Raw genomic sequence first — 16,916 nt, 5'->3', positions numbered from 1 at the left:
AGCGGCTCGACCCCGACACCTACGAGTGGGCCAGCGCCAGGCTCGGCGTCCCGGTCATCGACAACTGGTGGCAGACCGAGACCGGCTGGCCGATCGCCTGCAACCCCAAGGGGATCGAGCTGCTGCCCATCAAGCCCGGTTCACCTACCGTCGCCGTGTGCGGCTACGACGTGCGGATCCTCGACGTCGAGGGGAACGAGGCGCCGGCCGGCAGCGAGGGCGCCATCTGCATCAGGCTGCCCATGCCGCCCGGCACCCTGCCGACGCTCTGGCAGGACGACGAGCGCTACGTCAGCTCCTACCTGTCGGCCTACCCCGGTCACTACCTCACCGGTGACGGCGGCTACATCGACGAAGACGGCTACCTCTTCGTCATGGGCCGCACCGACGACGTCCTCAACATCGCCGGCCACCGTCTCTCGACCGGTTCCATCGAGGCCGCGCTCGCCGGGCACGAGGCGGTCGCCGAGTGCGCCGTCATCGGGGTGCGCGACGAGCTCAAGGGGCAGGTGCCGCGGGCCCTCGTCGTGCTCAAGTCGGGCATCGACGGGCAGGCCGAGGGCGAGCGGATCCGGGCCGAGCTGGTCGCCCGCGTCCGGGTCGAGGTCGGCGCGGTCGCGTCCCTGCAGCAGGTCGACATCGTCGGGGGCCTGCCCAAGACGCGCTCGGGCAAGATCCTGCGCAAGACGATGCGGGAGATCGCCGACGGCGCCAACCCCGCGGTGCCGGCCACGATCGAGGATGCCTCCGTCCTCGAGGCCCTCGGGCCGGTGCTGCGCGGCCACTGAGGGAGCCGGTCAGGCGCGGCCCGGTCAAGCGGTCGCCGGCACGTGCACGCAGTTCGGGTCGGAGCCGAGCACGTCCCCGCCCACGGCATAGGCCTGCGACCGGCTGCCGCCGCAGACGTCCCGGAACTCGCAGGAGCGGCACTTGCCGCGCAGCTGGTCGGGATCGCGGAGGGACCGGAGCAGCGGGCTCGTGCGGTAGACCGCGCGGAAGCCTCCGTCGAGCACCGAGCCGCACCGTTGGGGCAGGAAGCCGCTCGGGTAGACGTCCCCGCGGTGGTCGATGAAGGCGAAGCCACGACCCGAGTTCACCTCGATGGGTGGGCGGGGACGACGCCGAGCCGTATGCCGCTCAGCCCGGATCGGCGCGGTGGCCGCGGTGAGGCGGTGGTACAGCTCACCGAGCGCGGGTGCCGGCGCACCGGACCCGCTCGCCCGGGCCCGCTCGATTGCCACACGGCGGTAGTGGGGAGCCTCCGTCGTCTTGAGGGCAACGAGGTCGGACACGTCGTGCAGCCAGTGCAGCACGTCCTCGACCTGCTCGGCGCTCAGGGCGTCGAGGAGCTGGCCCCGTCCGGTCGGTACGAGGAAGAAGACGCTCCACAGGGAGACCTCGAGGTCGAGCACCCGGCGCAGCAGCTCGGGCAGCTCGTCGACGTTGCCCCGAGTGACCGTGGAGTTGACCTGGAGGCGGAAGCCCGCCGCCCTGACGTCGCCCGCCGCGACGAGCGTCTGGTCGAAGACGCCCCGCACACCGCGGAACGCGTCGTGGGTCGCCGCCGTCGCCCCGTCGAGCGAGAGGGAGACGGCTCCCGCGCCGGCGGCGCGGAGCTCCGCCAGGACTCGCGGTGTGAGCCGTGGAGTCACCGACGGCGAGAGCGCCATGTGCAGGCCGAGCGCGTGGCCGTGCCGGACCAGCTCGGCCAGGTCGGGTCGCTCGAACGGGTCGCCACCGGTCAGCACGACGATGGGGTATGGCGCGCCGAAACCGGCGATGTCGTCGAGGAGGCCCTTGCCCTGTGCCGTCGTCAGCTCGTGCGGGTCGCGGCGGTGCTGGGCATCGGCGCGACAGTGGCGACAGACGAGGGCGCAGGCCCGCGTCACCTCCCAGATCACGATCAGTGGCCGCTCGCCGGCGTCGTGGCGCAGCCGGCGCACCGCCCTCCGCTCGGCGTTCGCGGGCCCTGCAGGTGGGGTGTGGGTCATGCGAGGCTCCCGGTCTCGACGGGTCTGGTCAGGTGGGTGAGGACCGCGGCGGCCCCCTCCTCGGCGGAGGACGTGCAGGCGGCGAGGCCGAGCCCGTCGTAGGACGCCCCGGCGACGGTGACACCCGGGGCCAGCCGGTGGAGGTCGTCGCGGAGCGCGCGGATGCGGGCGCGGTGCCCGACGGTCTGCTGCGGCATCCCGCCCGGCCAGCGCTCGACGTGGACCGCCTCCGGCTCGCAGGTGAGCCCGGTCAGCTGGTGCAGCTCGGCGAGCAGCCGCCCGACCAGCTCGTCGTCGCCGATCTGGTCGACCGTGGGGTCACCCGAACGGCCCGCGGACAGGCGCAGCAGCGTGGTCCGGCCGTCGTCCAGGTGCGGCCACTTGTGTGACAGGTGGGTCATCGCCTTGAGCAGCAGTCCGGATCTCGACGCTACGAGCAAGCCGTTGCCGCGGAATGCGCGCAGCCCGGAGGTGCCCCGTCGATCGACGGCGAGCACCACCGTCGCCACGGTCGCCGTCTCGACCTCGTACAGCCGTCGGGCGACCGGCGCCGCCGCGCCGGAGAGGATCGACGCCGCCTGGTGCGCGGGAAGCGCGAGCAGGACGGCGTCGGCCACGAGCTGCGCACCGTCGCCGACGTGAACCGCGTAGCGGCCGCCAAGCCGCTCGAGGGCGAGGGCGGGCGCACCGACCCGGACGTCGACGGCGGTATCGGCGAGGACACGGTCCGTCAGGACCTGCAGACCCCCGGCGAAGGACGCGAAGACAGGAGCCGCTGGGTTGGCCGTGGCCCGGGCGCCGCGTCGGCGCAGCACGATCGACCGACCTCGGGCGGCCGGTCCCACGAGCGCTGGCGCGCAGGCACGCAGGCTGAGCCGGTCGACGTCGCCGGCGTGCAGGCTGCCGAGAAGCGGGTCGACCAAATGGTCGGTCACCTCCCGCCCGAACCGGGACGTGAGGAACGCCCCGATGGAGGTGTCATCGTCGTCGTCCAGGCGTGCTGTCACGCGGGCGGCAAGCGGCTCGAGGCCGGCGCGTCCGAGGCCGCGGAGCGACAGGACGCGACTCGTCAACAGGGGTCGCAGCCGGCTTGGACCCGCCGGGCCCATGCCGGCCGGGAGGGGCCGCGGCCGGCCGGCGGACCAGACGAGGGTCGTGCCCGGCCGGGCCCCGACCACTTGCTCGGCCAGCCCTAGTTCATCGACGAGACCACGTGCCGCGGGTGAGCCGAGGTGCAGTGCCTCGGCCCCGACGTCGACGACGTGCCCGGCCACCGGGATGGTCCGGACCTGCCCGCCGAGCCGGTCCGAGCCCTCCGCCAGGGTCACCTCGCAACCGGCCCGGTCGAGACGGCGAGCGGCGACGAGGCCGGTCAGCCCGCCTCCGACAACGACGACGGTCGGGCGGTGGTGCAGATCCATGGCGCTCTCCTCCGATGTATTACTACGCATCGTAGGAGATAAGTCGCGGTGACTCGTTCGCGCCCCCTCGTGGCCCGCTCAGCTGGTCGCTCAGCCGCCTCAGGTGTGCCGCTCAGCGCGCTCCGCGGCATACCGCACCTCGCGCTCGCCCTCGACGGGCGGCTTGAAGCCGGCTTCCGCCCCGGCGCCCGCCACGAGCGGCAGGACGTCGTCGAGGTCGTCGACGAGATGCAGCGCCTCGCGCATCCGGCGGCCGCGCGCGAGTTGCTGGAGGGCGGGCCAGACGGGCACGGTCTCGGTCCAGTGCTCACGGCCCACGAGCACGAGTGGCGGCAGCGCGACGTCTTCGAGGGCATAGTAGAGCGGCGTCACGGCCTGGAAGATCTCCTGGACCGTCCCTGCCGCTCCGGCCAGCACGACGATCCCGCCGGTGCACCGGGCGAGCAGGCCGTCCTCGCGCAGGGCGTTCGAGAAGTACTTGGCGATGGCGTCGCAGAAGACGTTGGGCGGCTCGTGCCCGTAGAACCATGTCGGGATCCCGACCGAACGGGCCGACGGGCCAAGGGTTTCCGGTCGCGCCCCCGCTGCGTCGCCCTGCTCGAGGAGCTCTCGGCGGAGGTCCATCGCGACCCGCGCCCACGGGGTGACGTCGGGTCGGAAGCCCGGCACCGCCGCGAGCCGGGGGAGCGCGGCGTCGAGGGCCGACGGGTCGTGGCAGAAGGCGCCGAGGTTTGCCGCCTCCATCGCCCCGGGACCGCCGCCGGTCACGACGAGGTGGCCCTGGCCCGCCAGCCCGTGCCCGAGACGGGCGGCGTCGGCGTAGGCGTCGCTGCCGCGCGCGACATCATGGCCGCCCATGACGCCCACGACGGAGCGGCCGTCGATGAACTCGTCGAGCTCGTCCGTGACGGAGTCGTCGTGGATCGCCCGGACGAGGGTGGCGAACGCGTCCGTGGCGACCCTGGTGTCGGTCGACCACTGGTAGGCCTTCGCATCGGGGGTGTGCCCGTAGCCGTGCGCCTCGAGCCCGGCATAGAGCTCCTCGGGCACATAGAGGCCGCGCCACGGATCGATCGGTGCCCCGGCGAGCCCCGGGAAGACGATGGCGCCACCGACGAGCAGGACCTCCGCGACGTCCGGCGGCACGACGCCACCGAGGACGACGAGCCCGGCGAGCCCGGTGTGCCCCGCGAGCCGCGGCGCGTATTCGCTGAGGTCGAGGTGCTGCAGCCGCAGGCCGGTGAGGCTCGCGCCCGAGTCGAGGTAGTCGTCGAGCTCCTCCAGGGTCTCGATCTCCATGGCCGACATCCTGCCGCACCAGCGCCCGACCGCCCGGCAAAGTCGCGGTCGGCAAAGGGCTGACTCTGCCGCGTGTCGATGGCAGAGTGCGGTCATGAGGAGCACGATGCAGTCCCCGCCCCTGCTCATCTCGACGCTGCTGCGCTACGGCACGACGGTGCACGGCGACAGCGAGGTGGTCACCTGGACCGGTGACGGGGCGAGACGCATCACCTACCGGGAGCTCGGCCGGCAGGCCGCGCAGCTCGCCCACGCGCTGCGCGGGCTGGGGATCACCGGCGACCAGCGCGTCGGGACGTTCATGTGGAACAACGCCGAGCACCTCATGGCCTACCTCGCGGTCCCGTCGATGGGTGCGGTGCTGCACGCCCTCAACATCCGACTCTTCCCGGAGCAGCTGGTCTATGTCACCCGCCACGGTGGCAGCGAGGTCATCATCGTCGACAACACGCTCGCGGCGCCGTTCGCGAAGCTGCTCGAGCACCTCCCCGAGGTCCGGCACGTCATCGTCAACGGGCCGGTCGACGACGAGACCCGGTCGGCGCTCCTGGCTCCGGGCCACGTGCAGGGCGTCCACGACTTCACGCACCTCCTGGTGGACCACCCGACGACATTCGACTGGCCGGAGGATCTCGACGAGGACGACGCGTCATCCATGTGCTACACGTCCGGCACGACCGGCAACCCGAAGGGCGTCGCCTACTCGCACCGGTGCAACTACCTGCACGCCATGGCCGTCGCGGCCACGCTCGGGATCACCTCGGGGGACCGGCTGCTCATCGTCGTGCCGCTCTTCCATGCCAACGCCTGGGGCTTCCCGTACGCCGCGATGGTCACCGGCTCGACCCTCGTCATGCCGGACCGCTACCTCCAGGCCGCGCCGCTCTCGGCGATGATCGAGCGCGAGAAGGTCACCGGCGGCGCCGGCGTGCCGACGATCTGGAACGACCTGCTGCACCACCTCGACACCAACGACGTCGACGTCTCGTCGGTCCGAATGCTCATGGTGGGCGGCTCGGCCGCGCCGCTGCCGATGATCCAGGCCTTCCACGAGCGCCATGGCATCGACATCATCCACGGCTGGGGTATGACGGAGACCTCGCCGGTCGCCTCGCTCGCCATCCCGCCGGCCGACGTCGAGCAGGGCAGCGACGATTACTGGGCCTACAAGGCGAGCCAGGGCCGGATCCTCTGCGGCCTCGAGGGCCGGATCGTCGGACCGGACGGCTCGGTCGCCGAACCGGACGGAGAGACCGTCGGGGAGCTCGAGATCCGCGGCCCGTGGGTGACCGGGGCCTACTACTCCAACGGGACCGAGTCCGAGCAGGACCTCGCGGAGATGGCGATGAAGTTCGACGACGGCTGGCTGCGCACCGGTGACGTGGGCACCTTGTCGGCGAACGGCTTCATCACCCTGACGGACCGGGCCAAGGACGTCATCAAGTCCGGCGGCGAGTGGATCAGCTCCGTCGAGCTCGAGAACCTCCTCATGGGCCACCCGGACGTGCTCGAGGCCTCGGTCGTCGGCGTGCCGGACGAGAAGTGGGGCGAGCGGCCGCTCGCCTCAGTGGTCCTCAAGCCCGACTCGCCGACGAGCGCCGCGGACCTGCGGGAGTACCTCGAGGGGAAGGTCGCGCATTGGCAGGTGCCGGAGCGGTGGGCGTTCATCGACGAGGTGCCGAAGACGAGCGTCGGAAAGTTCGACAAGAAGGTGCTGCGCAAGCGCTACGCCGACGGTGACCTGCAGGTGCACAGCGTCGGCTGAGTCCACCCGCCGACCCCTGCCGCGCCGTGGCCGGCCGACCTGACAGGATCGGCCGGTGGTCGGTGTCATCGAGGGGTTCGCGACGATCGCGATCATCGTCGCCGTCGGCTGGCTGCTCGCGCACTTCCGCGTCCTCGACGAGTCCGCGCAGAACAACCTCTCGCGGCTCGCGTTCTATGTCGCGTCGCCAGCGCTGCTGCTCCAGGTCATGGAGCGCACCCCGCTCGACACCGTGCTGTCCCGCAATCTCGTCACGTCGCTCATCGCCTTCACGGCGACGGTGGGGATCTACCTGCTGCTCGCCCGGTCGCGGGGCGGGCCCGGCTCGCTCGGGGCACGGCTCATCGGCAGCCTGTCCGCGGCATACGTCAACGCGGGCAACCTCGGCATCCCGATCGCCCTCTATGTCCTCGGCGACGTCGCCTGGGTCGCCCCCACGCTGCTGATGCAGCTGCTCATCATCACGCCGGTCTACATGGCGCTCTTCGACAGCGACGCCCGCGGGGAGCGCCCCACGCTGCTGCGGAGCATCCGTCGGATGTTCAGCAACCCGATCACCATCGGCGCGATCGCGGGCCTGCTCATTGCCGTGCTCGACATCCGGCTGCCCCGGGTCATCGGCGGCTCCATCGACCTGCTCGGCAACATGGCCGTCCCGGCGATGCTCCTTGCCTTCGGGATCTCGCTGCGACGCGGCCCGAGACCGGCGGCGGGTCGAGCGGCCCGGCATGTCTGGACGATCGTCGTGCTCAAGACCCTCGTCATGCCGGCCCTCGCGCTGGGCGTCGGGCTGCTCCTCGGGATGCACGGCCAGGCCCTGTTCGCCGTCGTCGTGACGGCCGCGCTGCCGACCGCGCAGAACATCTTCACGTATGCCGTCCGCTACCGGCGCGAGGTCAACCTCGCTCGCGACGCCATCTTCGTCACGACGTTCGTGTCGGTGCCGGTGATCCTGATCATCGCGGCCGGCTTCCACCTCGCCGGGGTGTGACCGTCGCGCGCGCGAACGACCACCATCCGGCCGGTCCGGGACGGCGCCGCACACGGAGGAGGACGCCGACGATTGCTGGTCGTTCGACGAAACGCGGGACAGCGGCATACCGACCTGTCGGCGGACGCGCCGGACGGCGCTAGGGTCGGGGAATGGCAAGCGTGACAGAGCAGTCAGTGATCGAGTCGGTCCCCAAGTCGCTGCTCATCGGCGGTGAATGGCGCGAGGCGGAGGGCAGCGGCAAGCTCGCGGTCGACGACCCGGCGACGGGCAACGTGCTGACCCATGTGGCGGACGCGACCCCGGCCGACGGGCGAGCGGCCCTCGACGCCGCGGTCGCCGCGCAGGCGGACTGGGCGGCGACGCCGCCGCGCGACCGAGCGGAGCTGCTGCGAGCGGCATACGAGAAGATCATCGAGCGTGCCGACGAGCTCGCGCTCCTCATGACGCTCGAGATGGGCAAGACGGTCGCCGAGTCCAAGGGCGAGGTGACCTATGGTGCCGAGTTCTTCCGGTGGTTCTCGGAGGAGGCGGTCCGCATCGACGGGCGCTGGTCGACCGCACCGAACGGCGCGACGCGGCTGCTGACGATGAAGCAGCCGGTCGGTCCGACGCTCATGATCACGCCGTGGAACTTCCCGCTCGCCATGGGCACCCGCAAGATCGGGCCCGCCATTGCGGCGGGCTGCACGATGGTCGTCAAGCCGGCCAGCCAGACGCCGCTCACCATGCTCGCGCTCGCCAAGCTGCTCCAGGACTGCGGCCTGCCGCCGGGCGTGCTCAACGTGGTGACGACGAGCGACAGCGGCGGCGTGATGGAACCGCTCATCCGCGACTCCCGCCTGCGGAAGCTGACCTTCACCGGCTCGACGGGGGTGGGTCGTTCGCTGATGGAGCAGGCGAGCGAGCAGATCCTCCGGGTGTCGATGGAGCTCGGTGGCAACGCCCCGTTCCTCGTCTTCGGCGATGCCGACCTCGACAAGGCGGTCGAGGGCGCCATGCTCGCGAAGATGCGCAACATCGGCGAGGCGTGCACCGCCGCGAACCGGTTCTATGTGCATGAGTCGGTCGCCGACGAGTTCACGGACAAGCTGGCCGCGCGGATGGGTGCGCTGAAGCTCGGGCGCGGCACCGACGAGGGCGTCGACGTCGGACCGCTCATCGACGAGAAGTCCCGCGACAAGGTGACCGCCCTGCTCGACGACGCGGTCAGCAAGGGGGCCCGCGTCGTGACCGGCGGGCAGCCGGTCGACGGGCCCGGCTGGTTCTTCCAGCCCACCGTCCTCGCCGGCGTCACCGCCGAGGCGGACGTCAACAGGGAGGAGATCTTCGGACCGGTGGCGCCGGTGCGCACCTTCAGCCGCGACGAGGACGCCATCCGGATGGCCAACGACACCGAGTACGGTCTCGTCGCCTACCTGTTCACCCGCGACCTCAGCCGCGCCATCAAGGTCAGCGAGGCCCTCGAGTACGGCATGGTCGGCGTGAACCAGGGCATCGTGTCCAACCCGGCCGCGCCGTTCGGCGGCGTGAAGGCCTCCGGCGTCGGCCGTGAGGGTGGGGCCGAGGGCATCGAGGAGTACCTCGAGACGAAGTACGTCGGGATCGCCCTCTGAGCCCAGCGCCCGGGAGTCCTGGGAGCGGCTCCTCGTGAGCCGGGGAGGGCGCTGGGACGATCCACGCAGATCTGCCCAAACCCCCTCCCCGCCATCCGGCCCTGTGGTCAAATCGGCCCATGGGGAGAAGGGGATCTGGGGTGGGGGCTGCGCCGCGTTCGGTCGCGGCACTGCTGGAGCACACCGACATGTTGCTGCGTAGGGGAGAACAGGCGGGGGCCACGGTGTGGTCGACCGGGTTCCCCCTGCTCGACGAAGCCCTGGGCGGGGGGCTGCGCTCCGGCGAGCTCGCCCTGCTCGGTGGCCCACAGGGAAACGGCAAGACGATGATCGGCCTGCAGTTGGTGCGCAATGTCGTGTGCAGCGGCCGGACCGGCATTGTCTTCTCCTATGAGCACCAAGCGAATACGTTGATGGAGCGGCTCATCTCGCTCGAGGCGGCAGAGTGCGACTCGGGCACGGCGGCGTCTGTCCTCGAGGTGCGCCAGGCGCTCGAGGCGGGGTCGGCCGGCCGGTCGCTGGAGGAGGTGCTCGGCGCCATGCGGGGTGGTGCTGCGGCATACGCTCAGCTGCAGTCCTACGGCGACCGGCTGCACATCCACGAGTCGTCCGGGTCGTCGACGACGCTGACGGAACTGCGGGCGGTGGTCGCCGACGTGCAGGACCGGACGGGGCAGGTCCCGTTCGTCCTCGTCGACTACCTTCAGAAGGTCCCGGTCGAGAGCTCGACCGAGGACGCCCGGATCACCGGAGCGGTCGAGGGCATCAAGGACCTCGCCCTCGACCTCGGCGTGCCCATCGTCGCCGTCTCGGCAGCGGACAAGTCCAGCCTCGGGGCCGGACGCCGGATGCGCACCCACGACCTGCGAGGGGGATCGGCGCTCGCCTTCGAGGCCGACGTCGTCATGATCCTCAGCGACAAGATCGACGTCGTCTCGCGTGACCACCTCGTCTACGACCTCGCGAACATCCAACGGTTCCGGGAGTGGACGGTCCTGACGCTCGAGAAGAACCGCCACGGCCGGGGCGACGTCGAGCTCGAGTTCGCCAAGGACTTCGAGCACGGGCGCTTCATCACGGAGGGTCGGGAGGTCCGCGAGCGGCTCATCGACGAGCGGATCATCGTCTCGTAGTCACGGCGCGAGGTGGCACGCAGAGTGGTGACCCGCTCGTCGGGCGGGCACTGTCGGTGGTCCGCGCTAGCGTCGATGCATGCGTGAGACACCGGAGGAGATCGCCGCCCTGCAGGCCCTGCTCGACGCCTCGCACGCGCGTGCCACCGGACACCTTCGGTCGATCATCACCGACGAGCGCACCCTCTCGGCGGAGGAGCTCGTGCAGCTGCTCACCGGCATGAAGGTCCTCTCGGTCGCCACGGTGACGGTGCACGGAGAGCCTCGCATCAGCGCCCTCGACGGCCACTTCCTGCATGGCACGTGGACCTTCGGCACCGCCGGCGGGTCGGCGAAGGCCAGGCACCTCGAGCGGCGCCCGGCGGTCAGCGTCGCCCACATCGACGGCGAGGACCTCGCACTCTTCAGCCACGGCACCGCAGAGCTCCTGCCGCCGGGGCCGGCGCGCGACGAGGTCGACGCCCACTGGACCGCGCACTACGGCAGCAGCCCGTTCAGCTGGGGCGACGACATCCGGATGTACCGCCTCCGGATGAGTTGGGCCACCGCCTACGCGTCCAAGCGCGACGAGCTGCTCCGGTCCCGCGGTGTCCAGCCGCGCTGAGGGCCGGAGCTTGGGCCACGGCTGACAGCCAGGACGGCGACGGTGCCGGTCACACCTCCGGCTCCTCGACGGCAGTGAGAGCGTGCCGCTCCGCGAGCTCGGCCACGAGCGTGCGAAACACCTTCTCCGACAACGGATAGACGAGCATCACGAGGCCGGCCGCGGCGGCGAGGACGGCCGGGATGACACCCGCCGCGACCCGGATGGCGGTGAGGGCCGAGCCCGGCTGGGTGCCCGTCGCGAGGTAGCCGCCGAGCGAGAGGGCGAACGCGGCGGCCCACCCGCCGACGCCCTGGCCAGCCTTCCGGGTGAAGGAGAGGAGCGCGTAGTTGCTCGCCTCGGCACGCAGGCCACTCTTCCACTCGCCGTAGTCGACCGTGTCCGCCTGCAAGGCGAAGATCAGGGTGTTGATCGTGCCCGTGCCGAGGCCGAGCACCCCGTAGGCGAGGATCGACAGGGCGGTCCACCCCGCCGGGGCGAAGGCCACCCCGGCGCCGCCGACGACCACGACGACCACCGCGAGCAGGTAGGTGGTCCGTTTGCCCACCGAGCCCGCCAGGCCGGGCACGAGCATCGCGGCGACCACCATGGCGAGCGTCTGGATCAGCGTGAGGACGATGTAGAGCTCGGCGCTGCCGAGGACGTTCCGGGCGTAGTACACGGCGACCGTCTGCAGCGAGAACATCCCGGTGAGGAAGAGCAGGGTCGCGAGGCAGAGCAGCAAGAGCGGCCGGTTGTGTCGCAACATCGCCACCGTCTGGCCGAGGGAGACCCGCGCCGCCTGCACCTGCACGGTCTCGCGGGCCGTCGAGAAGCAGAAGAGATAGCTGAGGTAGCCGATCACCGCGAAGCCGACCGTGGTCAGCGTCAACGTCGTCTGCAGGTCTCTCGCCGCGGAGATCTGCGGCGAGACGACGACGGCGATGGCGAGGATCGTGAGGGAGGCGCCGATGGAGCGCGAGCTCGACAGCTTGGCCCGCTCGTCGGGGCTCTGTGTCATGGCGGCGGCAAGGGAGCCGTAGGGGATGTTGACGAAGCTGTAGGCGAGCGAGAAGAGCAGATAGGTCACGAACGCCCAGACGATCCTGAGCGCCGGCGACAGCGCCGAGGGGATCGAGAAGAGCAGGACGAGCAGGACGAGCAGGGGGATCGGCCCGAAGGCGATGAACGGGCGGAAGCGGCCCCATCTCGTCGACGTGACGTCGACCGTCCGTCCCGCGACCAGGTCGGTCACTCCGCCCCAGACCCGCGCGACCAGGAAGAGGATGCCCGCCGCCGCGGCGGAGATGCCAGCGACGTCCGTGTAGTAGATGAGGAGGAAGGCCGAGACCATCGAGAACGTGAGGTTGTTGCCGACGTCCCCGAACGCGTACCCCACATACTCGACCCTGCGCAGCGCCATCGCGGCACCTCACTCGGTCCCGGTGTCACGGGCGACGCGGTAGCGGCTCGCCCGGACGATGAGGTCGGCGCAGGTGTCGTCGTCGATCTCGCTCGTGTCGATGACGAGGTGGTAGCCGGCCGGGTCGGAGCCGTCGATCCCGTAGACGCGCCGGACGAACTTGACCCTGGCGTCGTCCTCGTGGCGCTGTCGTCGCTCGGCGGTCTCCCGGTCGATGCCGTCGAGTCCCATCCGCCGTGCGAGGCGGCGCTCGAGGGGCGCCCGGAGCAGGACGTGCAGGGCCCACGGGAACCGGCCGAGCACGACGTTGCCGCCCCGCCCGATGACGACGCCGCCCTCCATGGCGATGCGGGCCAGGGTCTGCTCGATGCCGGACCGCACCCGTCGCGACTGCATGTCCACCATCTCCGGGGAGCCCGACTCCGCCCCCGAGACGATCGAGCTGTGGCCGAGGTGCGAGAAGAACCGTTCCGAGAGTGTCCGGGGAACGTCGTCGACGTCGTCCACGACGTGCGCGGGCAGGCCCGTGCGACGCGCCACCTCCTCCGGCATGTTCCGGTCGTGGAAGGGGACCTCGAGCACCTCGGCAACGAGCGGACCGATCGAGCTGCCGCCGGCGCCGTAGAGGGCTGCGATCGTCACGAGGGGTCGTCGACCCTGGGTGTCGATCTGGTCGGGGGGCTCGCCGGAGGCGTCGGGCCGGGCCGCGTCGTCCATCTCTCCATGGAAGCAGGAAGCGCTCGGCTTGGGGGAGAATGCGCGGGTGACTGACGCGACGACCGCCCGGCCCCGCCGGGTCATCCTGCTCGGCTCGACCGGTTCGATCGGTACCCAGGCCGTCGACGTCATCCGCCGCAACCCCGACCGCTTCGAGGTCGTCGGGCTCGCCGCCGGACGCAACCTCGAGCTGCTCGCCCGGCAGGCCGTCCAGCTGCAGGCTCCCGTCGTGGCCGCCGCCGAGGGCACGGAGGAGGACCTGGCCCGAGCGATCGGCCAGGCGGCCGACCGGGCCGGCGCGGCGGCATACGACCCGGAGCTGCTGAGCGGGCCACAGGCCGCCTCAGCCCTGGCCGCCCGCCCGGCCGACGTCGTCGTCAACGGCATCACCGGCGCCATCGCGCTCGAGCCGACACTCGCCGCCCTGCGGGCCGGCACCAGGCTCGCCCTCGCGAACAAGGAGTCGCTCATCATCGGCGGCCCGCTCGTGCAGGCGCTCGCCGCGCCCGGGCAGATCGTTCCCGTCGACTCCGAGCACTCGGCGATCGCCCAGTGCCTCCGCGGCGGCGGGCCGGCCGAGGTGCGCCGCCTCGTCATCACGGCGAGCGGCGGACCGTTCCGGGGACGCAGCCGGGCCGACCTGGAGTCCGTCACCCCCGCCGAGGCGCTCGCGCACCCGAACTTCTCGATGGGCAGGGTCATCACGACCAACTCCGCGACCCTCGTCAACAAGGGCCTCGAGGTCATCGAGGCGCACCTGCTCTTCGACATCCCCTTCGACCGCATCGAGGTCGTCGTGCACCCGCAGCAGATGATCCACTCCATGGTCGAGTTCGTCGACGGCTCCACGATCGCGCAGGCCGGGCCGCCGCGGATGCTCGTGCCGATCGCCCTCGGGATGACCTGGCCGGAGCGGATCCCCGATGTCGACGTGCCGGTCGACTGGACCAAGGCCCAGTCATGGGAGTTCGAGCCGCTCGACGACGAGGCGTTCCCCGCGGTCGCGCTCGCCCGGCGGGTGGGGGAGGCCGGCGGGACCTGGCCGGCCGTCTACAACGCCGCCAACGAAGTCTGCGTCGACGCGTTCCACGAGGGGCGGATCGGCTTCCTCGACATCGTCGACACGGTCGCGCAGGTCGTGGAGGCGTATGCCGCGGAGCCCGGTTCCGGGGTCAGTGACCTCACGCTCGTGGACGTCATGGCGGCCGACGCCTGGGCCCGGCGGGAGGCCGAGGCGCAGCTCTGAGCCCGCTCGGGAGAGCCGAAACGTCCAGGTGGCCCCGAAGTGCGCAGAGGTGGCCGATATGCCAGCCACTCATGCGTATGTCACCCACACCTGTACGTATCGCGCCCTTCGCACACGCCCGGTTCGAGGAAGCACAGCAGTGCCAGAGCATCGTGATGTGAGAATGGAGGCGTGCTGTTCCTCCTGGGTGTCCTGATCGTCGCAGTCGGCGTCGCGTTGTCGATCGCGCTGCACGAGATCGGCCACCTCGTGCCGGCGAAGAAGTTCGGCGTCAAGGTGACGCATTACATGGTCGGCTTAGGTCCCACCATATGGTCACGGCGCAAGGGGGAGACGGAGTACGGGGTCAAGGCGATCCCGCTCGGCGGCTACGTCCGGATGATCGGGATGCTGCCGCCGCGTCCAGGTGACGAACCGGGCCGGCTGCGTCGCGTCTCGACCGGCCGGTTCAGCCAGATGGCCGACCAGGCCCGGGCCGACTCCATGGAGGAGGTCAAGCCCGGCGACGAGGACCGCGTCTTCTACAAGCTGCCGCCGTGGAAGAAGATCGTCGTCATGATGGGCGGCCCCCTGATGAACCTGCTCATCGCGGCGGTCCTCCTGACCGGGGTCATCACCCTCTACGGCCTGCCCCAGATCGCGCCGAAGGTCGGTGCGCTCTCGACCTGCGTGCCCACCGCCGCCCCCACGGTGCAGGCGCCTCAGCCGACCTGCAAGCCCGGCGACCCGAAGGCCCCCAGTGTGGCCGGCGGCCTCGAGGTCGGCGACCGGTTCCTGTCGGTCAACGGGCAGCCCGTCACGAGCTGGAACCAGGTCTCGGGGGCGATCCGGGACAGCCACGGCTCCCCCCTGACCTTCGTCGTCGAGCGCGACGGCAGCAAGCGGACCGTCGTCGTGCACCCGGCCGTCCTCGACCGCACCACGTATGACACGCAGGGCAACCCGGTCACCAGGGACGGCAAGCTCGTGCTCCAGTCGATGGGCTTCCTCGGGGTCGTCCCCGGGCAGGAGCTCGTCAAGACGCCCATCGCGCAGGCCCCCAAGTTCGTGTGGGACCAGACCGTCAACACGGCCGGAGTGCTCGTCAAGATCCCGCAGAAGATGACCGGCATCGTGCAGGCCGCCTTCGGCTCGGGGGCGCGCGACCCCAACGGGCCGATCTCGGTCGTGGGTGTCGGCCGGATCGGCGGCGAGGTGGCGGCGATGGACGTCCCCGCAGCCGAGGGCGGCAACTGGCTCAAGCTCGCCCAGCTCGTGCTGCTCGTCGCCTCGCTCAACCTCGCGCTGTTCGTCTTCAACCTCATCCCGCTGCTGCCGCTCGACGGCGGGCATGTGGCGGGCGCGCTCTGGGAGTGGGTCAAGAAGGGCTGGGCCCGAGTCCGTCACCTGCCGGATCCCGGCTTCGTCGACGTCGCGAAGGGCCTGCCGGTCGCCTACGCGATGTCGGTCGTCCTGATCGGCATGTCGGTCCTGCTGATCTACGCGGACATCGTCAAGCCGATCTCGTTGTTCGGCTGACGCCAAGGGCTGAGGACACGAGCGAGGTACGAGCGAGGCCGGGAGGCCCGGTTCGGCGTCGGCCGGGTTTGGTTCGGCTGATCTCCAGGGCAAGGGATAATGGACGTATGACGGTTTCCCTCGGCATGCCCTCTGCCCCCCAGCCGGTCCTGGCCCCGCGCCGCAAGACCCGCCAGATCCGGGTCGGCAAGGTGGGCGTCGGGAGTGACTTCCCGGTCTCGGTCCAGTCCATGACGACGACGCCGACGACGGACATCAACGCGACGCTGCAGCAGATCGCCGAGCTCACCGCCGCCGGCTGCGACATCGTGCGGGTCGCGTGCCCGAGCCAGGACGACGCCGAGGCGCTGCCCGCGATCGCGCGCAAGAGCCAGATCCCGGTCATCGCCGACATCCACTTCCAGCCGAAGTACGTCTTCGCCGCCATCGAGGCCGGCTGCGCCGGTGTCCGCGTCAACCCGGGCAACATCCGGCAGTTCGACGACAAGGTGAAGGAGATCGCCAAGGCCGCCAAGGACGCCGGCGTGTCGATCCGCATCGGCGTCAACGCCGGCTCTCTCGACAAGCGGCTCCTCGCCAAGTACGGCAAGGCGACCCCTGAGGCGCTCGTCGAGTCGGCCGTCTGGGAGGCGAGCCTCTTCGAGGAGCACGACTTCCACGACTTCAAGATCTCGGTCAAGCACAACGACCCGGTGACCATGGTCCGGGCCTACGAGCTGCTGGCCGAGCGCGGCGACTGGCCGCTGCACCTCGGCGTCACCGAGGCCGGACCCGCCTTCCAGGGCACCATCAAGTCCGCGACCGCCTTCGGGGCACTGCTCTCGCGCGGCATCGGCGACACGATCCGCGTCTCGCTATCGGCCCCGCCCGTCGAGGAGGTCAAGGTCGGCATCCAGATCCTGCAGAGCCTCAACCTGCGCCCCCGCAAGCTCGAGATCGTCTCGTGCCCGTCGTGCGGTCGCGCCCAGGTCGACGTCTACACCCTCGCCGACCAGGTCACTGCGGGCCTCGAGGGCATGACCGTGCCGTTGCGCGTCGCCGTCATGGGCTGCGTCGTCAACGGTCCGGGCGAGGCCCGCGAGGCCGACCTCGGCGTCGCCTCCGGCAACGGCAAGGGCCAGATCTTCGTCAAGGGCGAGGTCATCAAGACGGTGCCCGAGGCCGAGATCGTCGAGACGCTCATCGAGGAGGCGATGAAGATCGCCGAGGGCAT

At 71.0% G+C, this 16,916-nt stretch carries 14 protein-coding genes; 9 read left to right on the top strand and 5 right to left on the bottom strand.

Annotated features, from left to right (window positions below; all coding sequences use genetic code 11):
* On the top strand, window positions 1-788 hold a 788-nt coding region (locus tag ACTHJJ_RS00480; RefSeq protein WP_440300976.1), incomplete at its 5' end, for an AMP-binding enzyme.
* A 24-nt stretch (window positions 789-812) separates the two neighbouring features.
* Here ACTHJJ_RS00480 and ACTHJJ_RS00475 read toward each other — a convergent pair.
* From ACTHJJ_RS00475 to ACTHJJ_RS00465, 3 genes are all read right to left on the bottom strand, one after another.
* Complete coding sequence (locus tag ACTHJJ_RS00475; protein ID WP_440300975.1) at window positions 813-1,991, bottom strand: TIGR04053 family radical SAM/SPASM domain-containing protein; 1,179 nt, start codon at window positions 1,989-1,991, stop codon at window positions 813-815.
* The gene (gene hemG, locus ACTHJJ_RS00470; RefSeq protein WP_440300974.1) at window positions 1,988-3,412 is read right to left on the bottom strand and encodes a protoporphyrinogen oxidase; all 1,425 of its coding nucleotides are present in this window, start codon (window positions 3,410-3,412) and stop codon (window positions 1,988-1,990) included. Before hemG ends, ACTHJJ_RS00475 begins: the two co-directional genes overlap by 4 nt.
* A 99-nt stretch (window positions 3,413-3,511) precedes the next feature.
* Complete coding sequence (locus tag ACTHJJ_RS00465; RefSeq protein ID WP_440300973.1) at window positions 3,512-4,711, bottom strand: LOG family protein; 1,200 nt, start codon at window positions 4,709-4,711, stop codon at window positions 3,512-3,514.
* A gap of 94 nt (window positions 4,712-4,805) precedes the next feature.
* Between ACTHJJ_RS00465 and ACTHJJ_RS00460 the strand changes: the two genes are divergently transcribed.
* From ACTHJJ_RS00460 to ACTHJJ_RS00440, 5 genes are all read left to right on the top strand, one after another.
* Window positions 4,806-6,476, top strand: a complete 1,671-nt coding sequence (locus ACTHJJ_RS00460; RefSeq protein WP_440300972.1) for a long-chain fatty acid--CoA ligase — start codon at window positions 4,806-4,808, stop codon at window positions 6,474-6,476.
* Between the two features lie 55 nt (window positions 6,477-6,531).
* The gene (locus ACTHJJ_RS00455; RefSeq protein WP_440300971.1) at window positions 6,532-7,467 is read left to right on the top strand and encodes an AEC family transporter; all 936 of its coding nucleotides are present in this window, start codon (window positions 6,532-6,534) and stop codon (window positions 7,465-7,467) included.
* A gap of 152 nt (window positions 7,468-7,619) precedes the next feature.
* Entirely contained in the window at window positions 7,620-9,083 is a 1,464-nt protein-coding gene (locus ACTHJJ_RS00450; RefSeq protein ID WP_440300970.1) for an NAD-dependent succinate-semialdehyde dehydrogenase, read from the top strand.
* A gap of 140 nt (window positions 9,084-9,223) precedes the next feature.
* The gene (locus ACTHJJ_RS00445; protein ID WP_440300969.1) at window positions 9,224-10,216 is read left to right on the top strand and encodes a DnaB-like helicase C-terminal domain-containing protein; all 993 of its coding nucleotides are present in this window, start codon (window positions 9,224-9,226) and stop codon (window positions 10,214-10,216) included.
* Window positions 10,217-10,295: 79 nt separating this feature from the next.
* Window positions 10,296-10,820, top strand: a complete 525-nt coding sequence (locus tag ACTHJJ_RS00440; protein ID WP_440300968.1) for a pyridoxamine 5'-phosphate oxidase family protein — start codon at window positions 10,296-10,298, stop codon at window positions 10,818-10,820.
* A gap of 49 nt (window positions 10,821-10,869) precedes the next feature.
* Here ACTHJJ_RS00440 and ACTHJJ_RS00435 read toward each other — a convergent pair whose 3' ends face one another.
* Window positions 10,870-12,222, bottom strand: coding sequence for a glycoside-pentoside-hexuronide (GPH):cation symporter (locus ACTHJJ_RS00435; protein ID WP_440300967.1), 1,353 nt, complete (start codon window positions 12,220-12,222; stop codon window positions 10,870-10,872).
* 9 nt (window positions 12,223-12,231) lie between these two features.
* Window positions 12,232-12,939: an AAA family ATPase gene (locus tag ACTHJJ_RS00430; protein ID WP_440300966.1), complete on the bottom strand. Its 708-nt coding sequence runs from the start codon at window positions 12,937-12,939 to the stop codon at window positions 12,232-12,234.
* Between the two features lie 46 nt (window positions 12,940-12,985).
* On the opposite strand from ACTHJJ_RS00430, the gene dxr reads away from it, so the two are divergent.
* The 3 genes from dxr to ispG all read left to right on the top strand — a co-directional run.
* The gene (gene dxr / locus ACTHJJ_RS00425; RefSeq protein WP_440300965.1) at window positions 12,986-14,185 is read left to right on the top strand and encodes a 1-deoxy-D-xylulose-5-phosphate reductoisomerase; all 1,200 of its coding nucleotides are present in this window, start codon (window positions 12,986-12,988) and stop codon (window positions 14,183-14,185) included.
* Window positions 14,186-14,356: 171 nt separating this feature from the next.
* Window positions 14,357-15,703, top strand: a complete 1,347-nt coding sequence (locus ACTHJJ_RS00420; protein ID WP_440300964.1) for a M50 family metallopeptidase — start codon at window positions 14,357-14,359, stop codon at window positions 15,701-15,703.
* A gap of 107 nt (window positions 15,704-15,810) precedes the next feature.
* Window positions 15,811-16,916 (top strand): flavodoxin-dependent (E)-4-hydroxy-3-methylbut-2-enyl-diphosphate synthase (ispG, locus tag ACTHJJ_RS00415; RefSeq protein ID WP_440300963.1); only part of this gene is annotated, 1,106 nt, incomplete at its 3' end.

Origin of the sequence: Intrasporangium sp., from assembly GCF_051961875.1 — a bacterium.
In the GTDB taxonomy this organism is placed as follows: Bacteria; Actinomycetota; Actinomycetes; order Actinomycetales; family Dermatophilaceae; genus Intrasporangium_A.
Note: the sequence above shows the minus strand (reverse complement) of the source record. Positions and strands in the feature narration are given on the sequence as shown.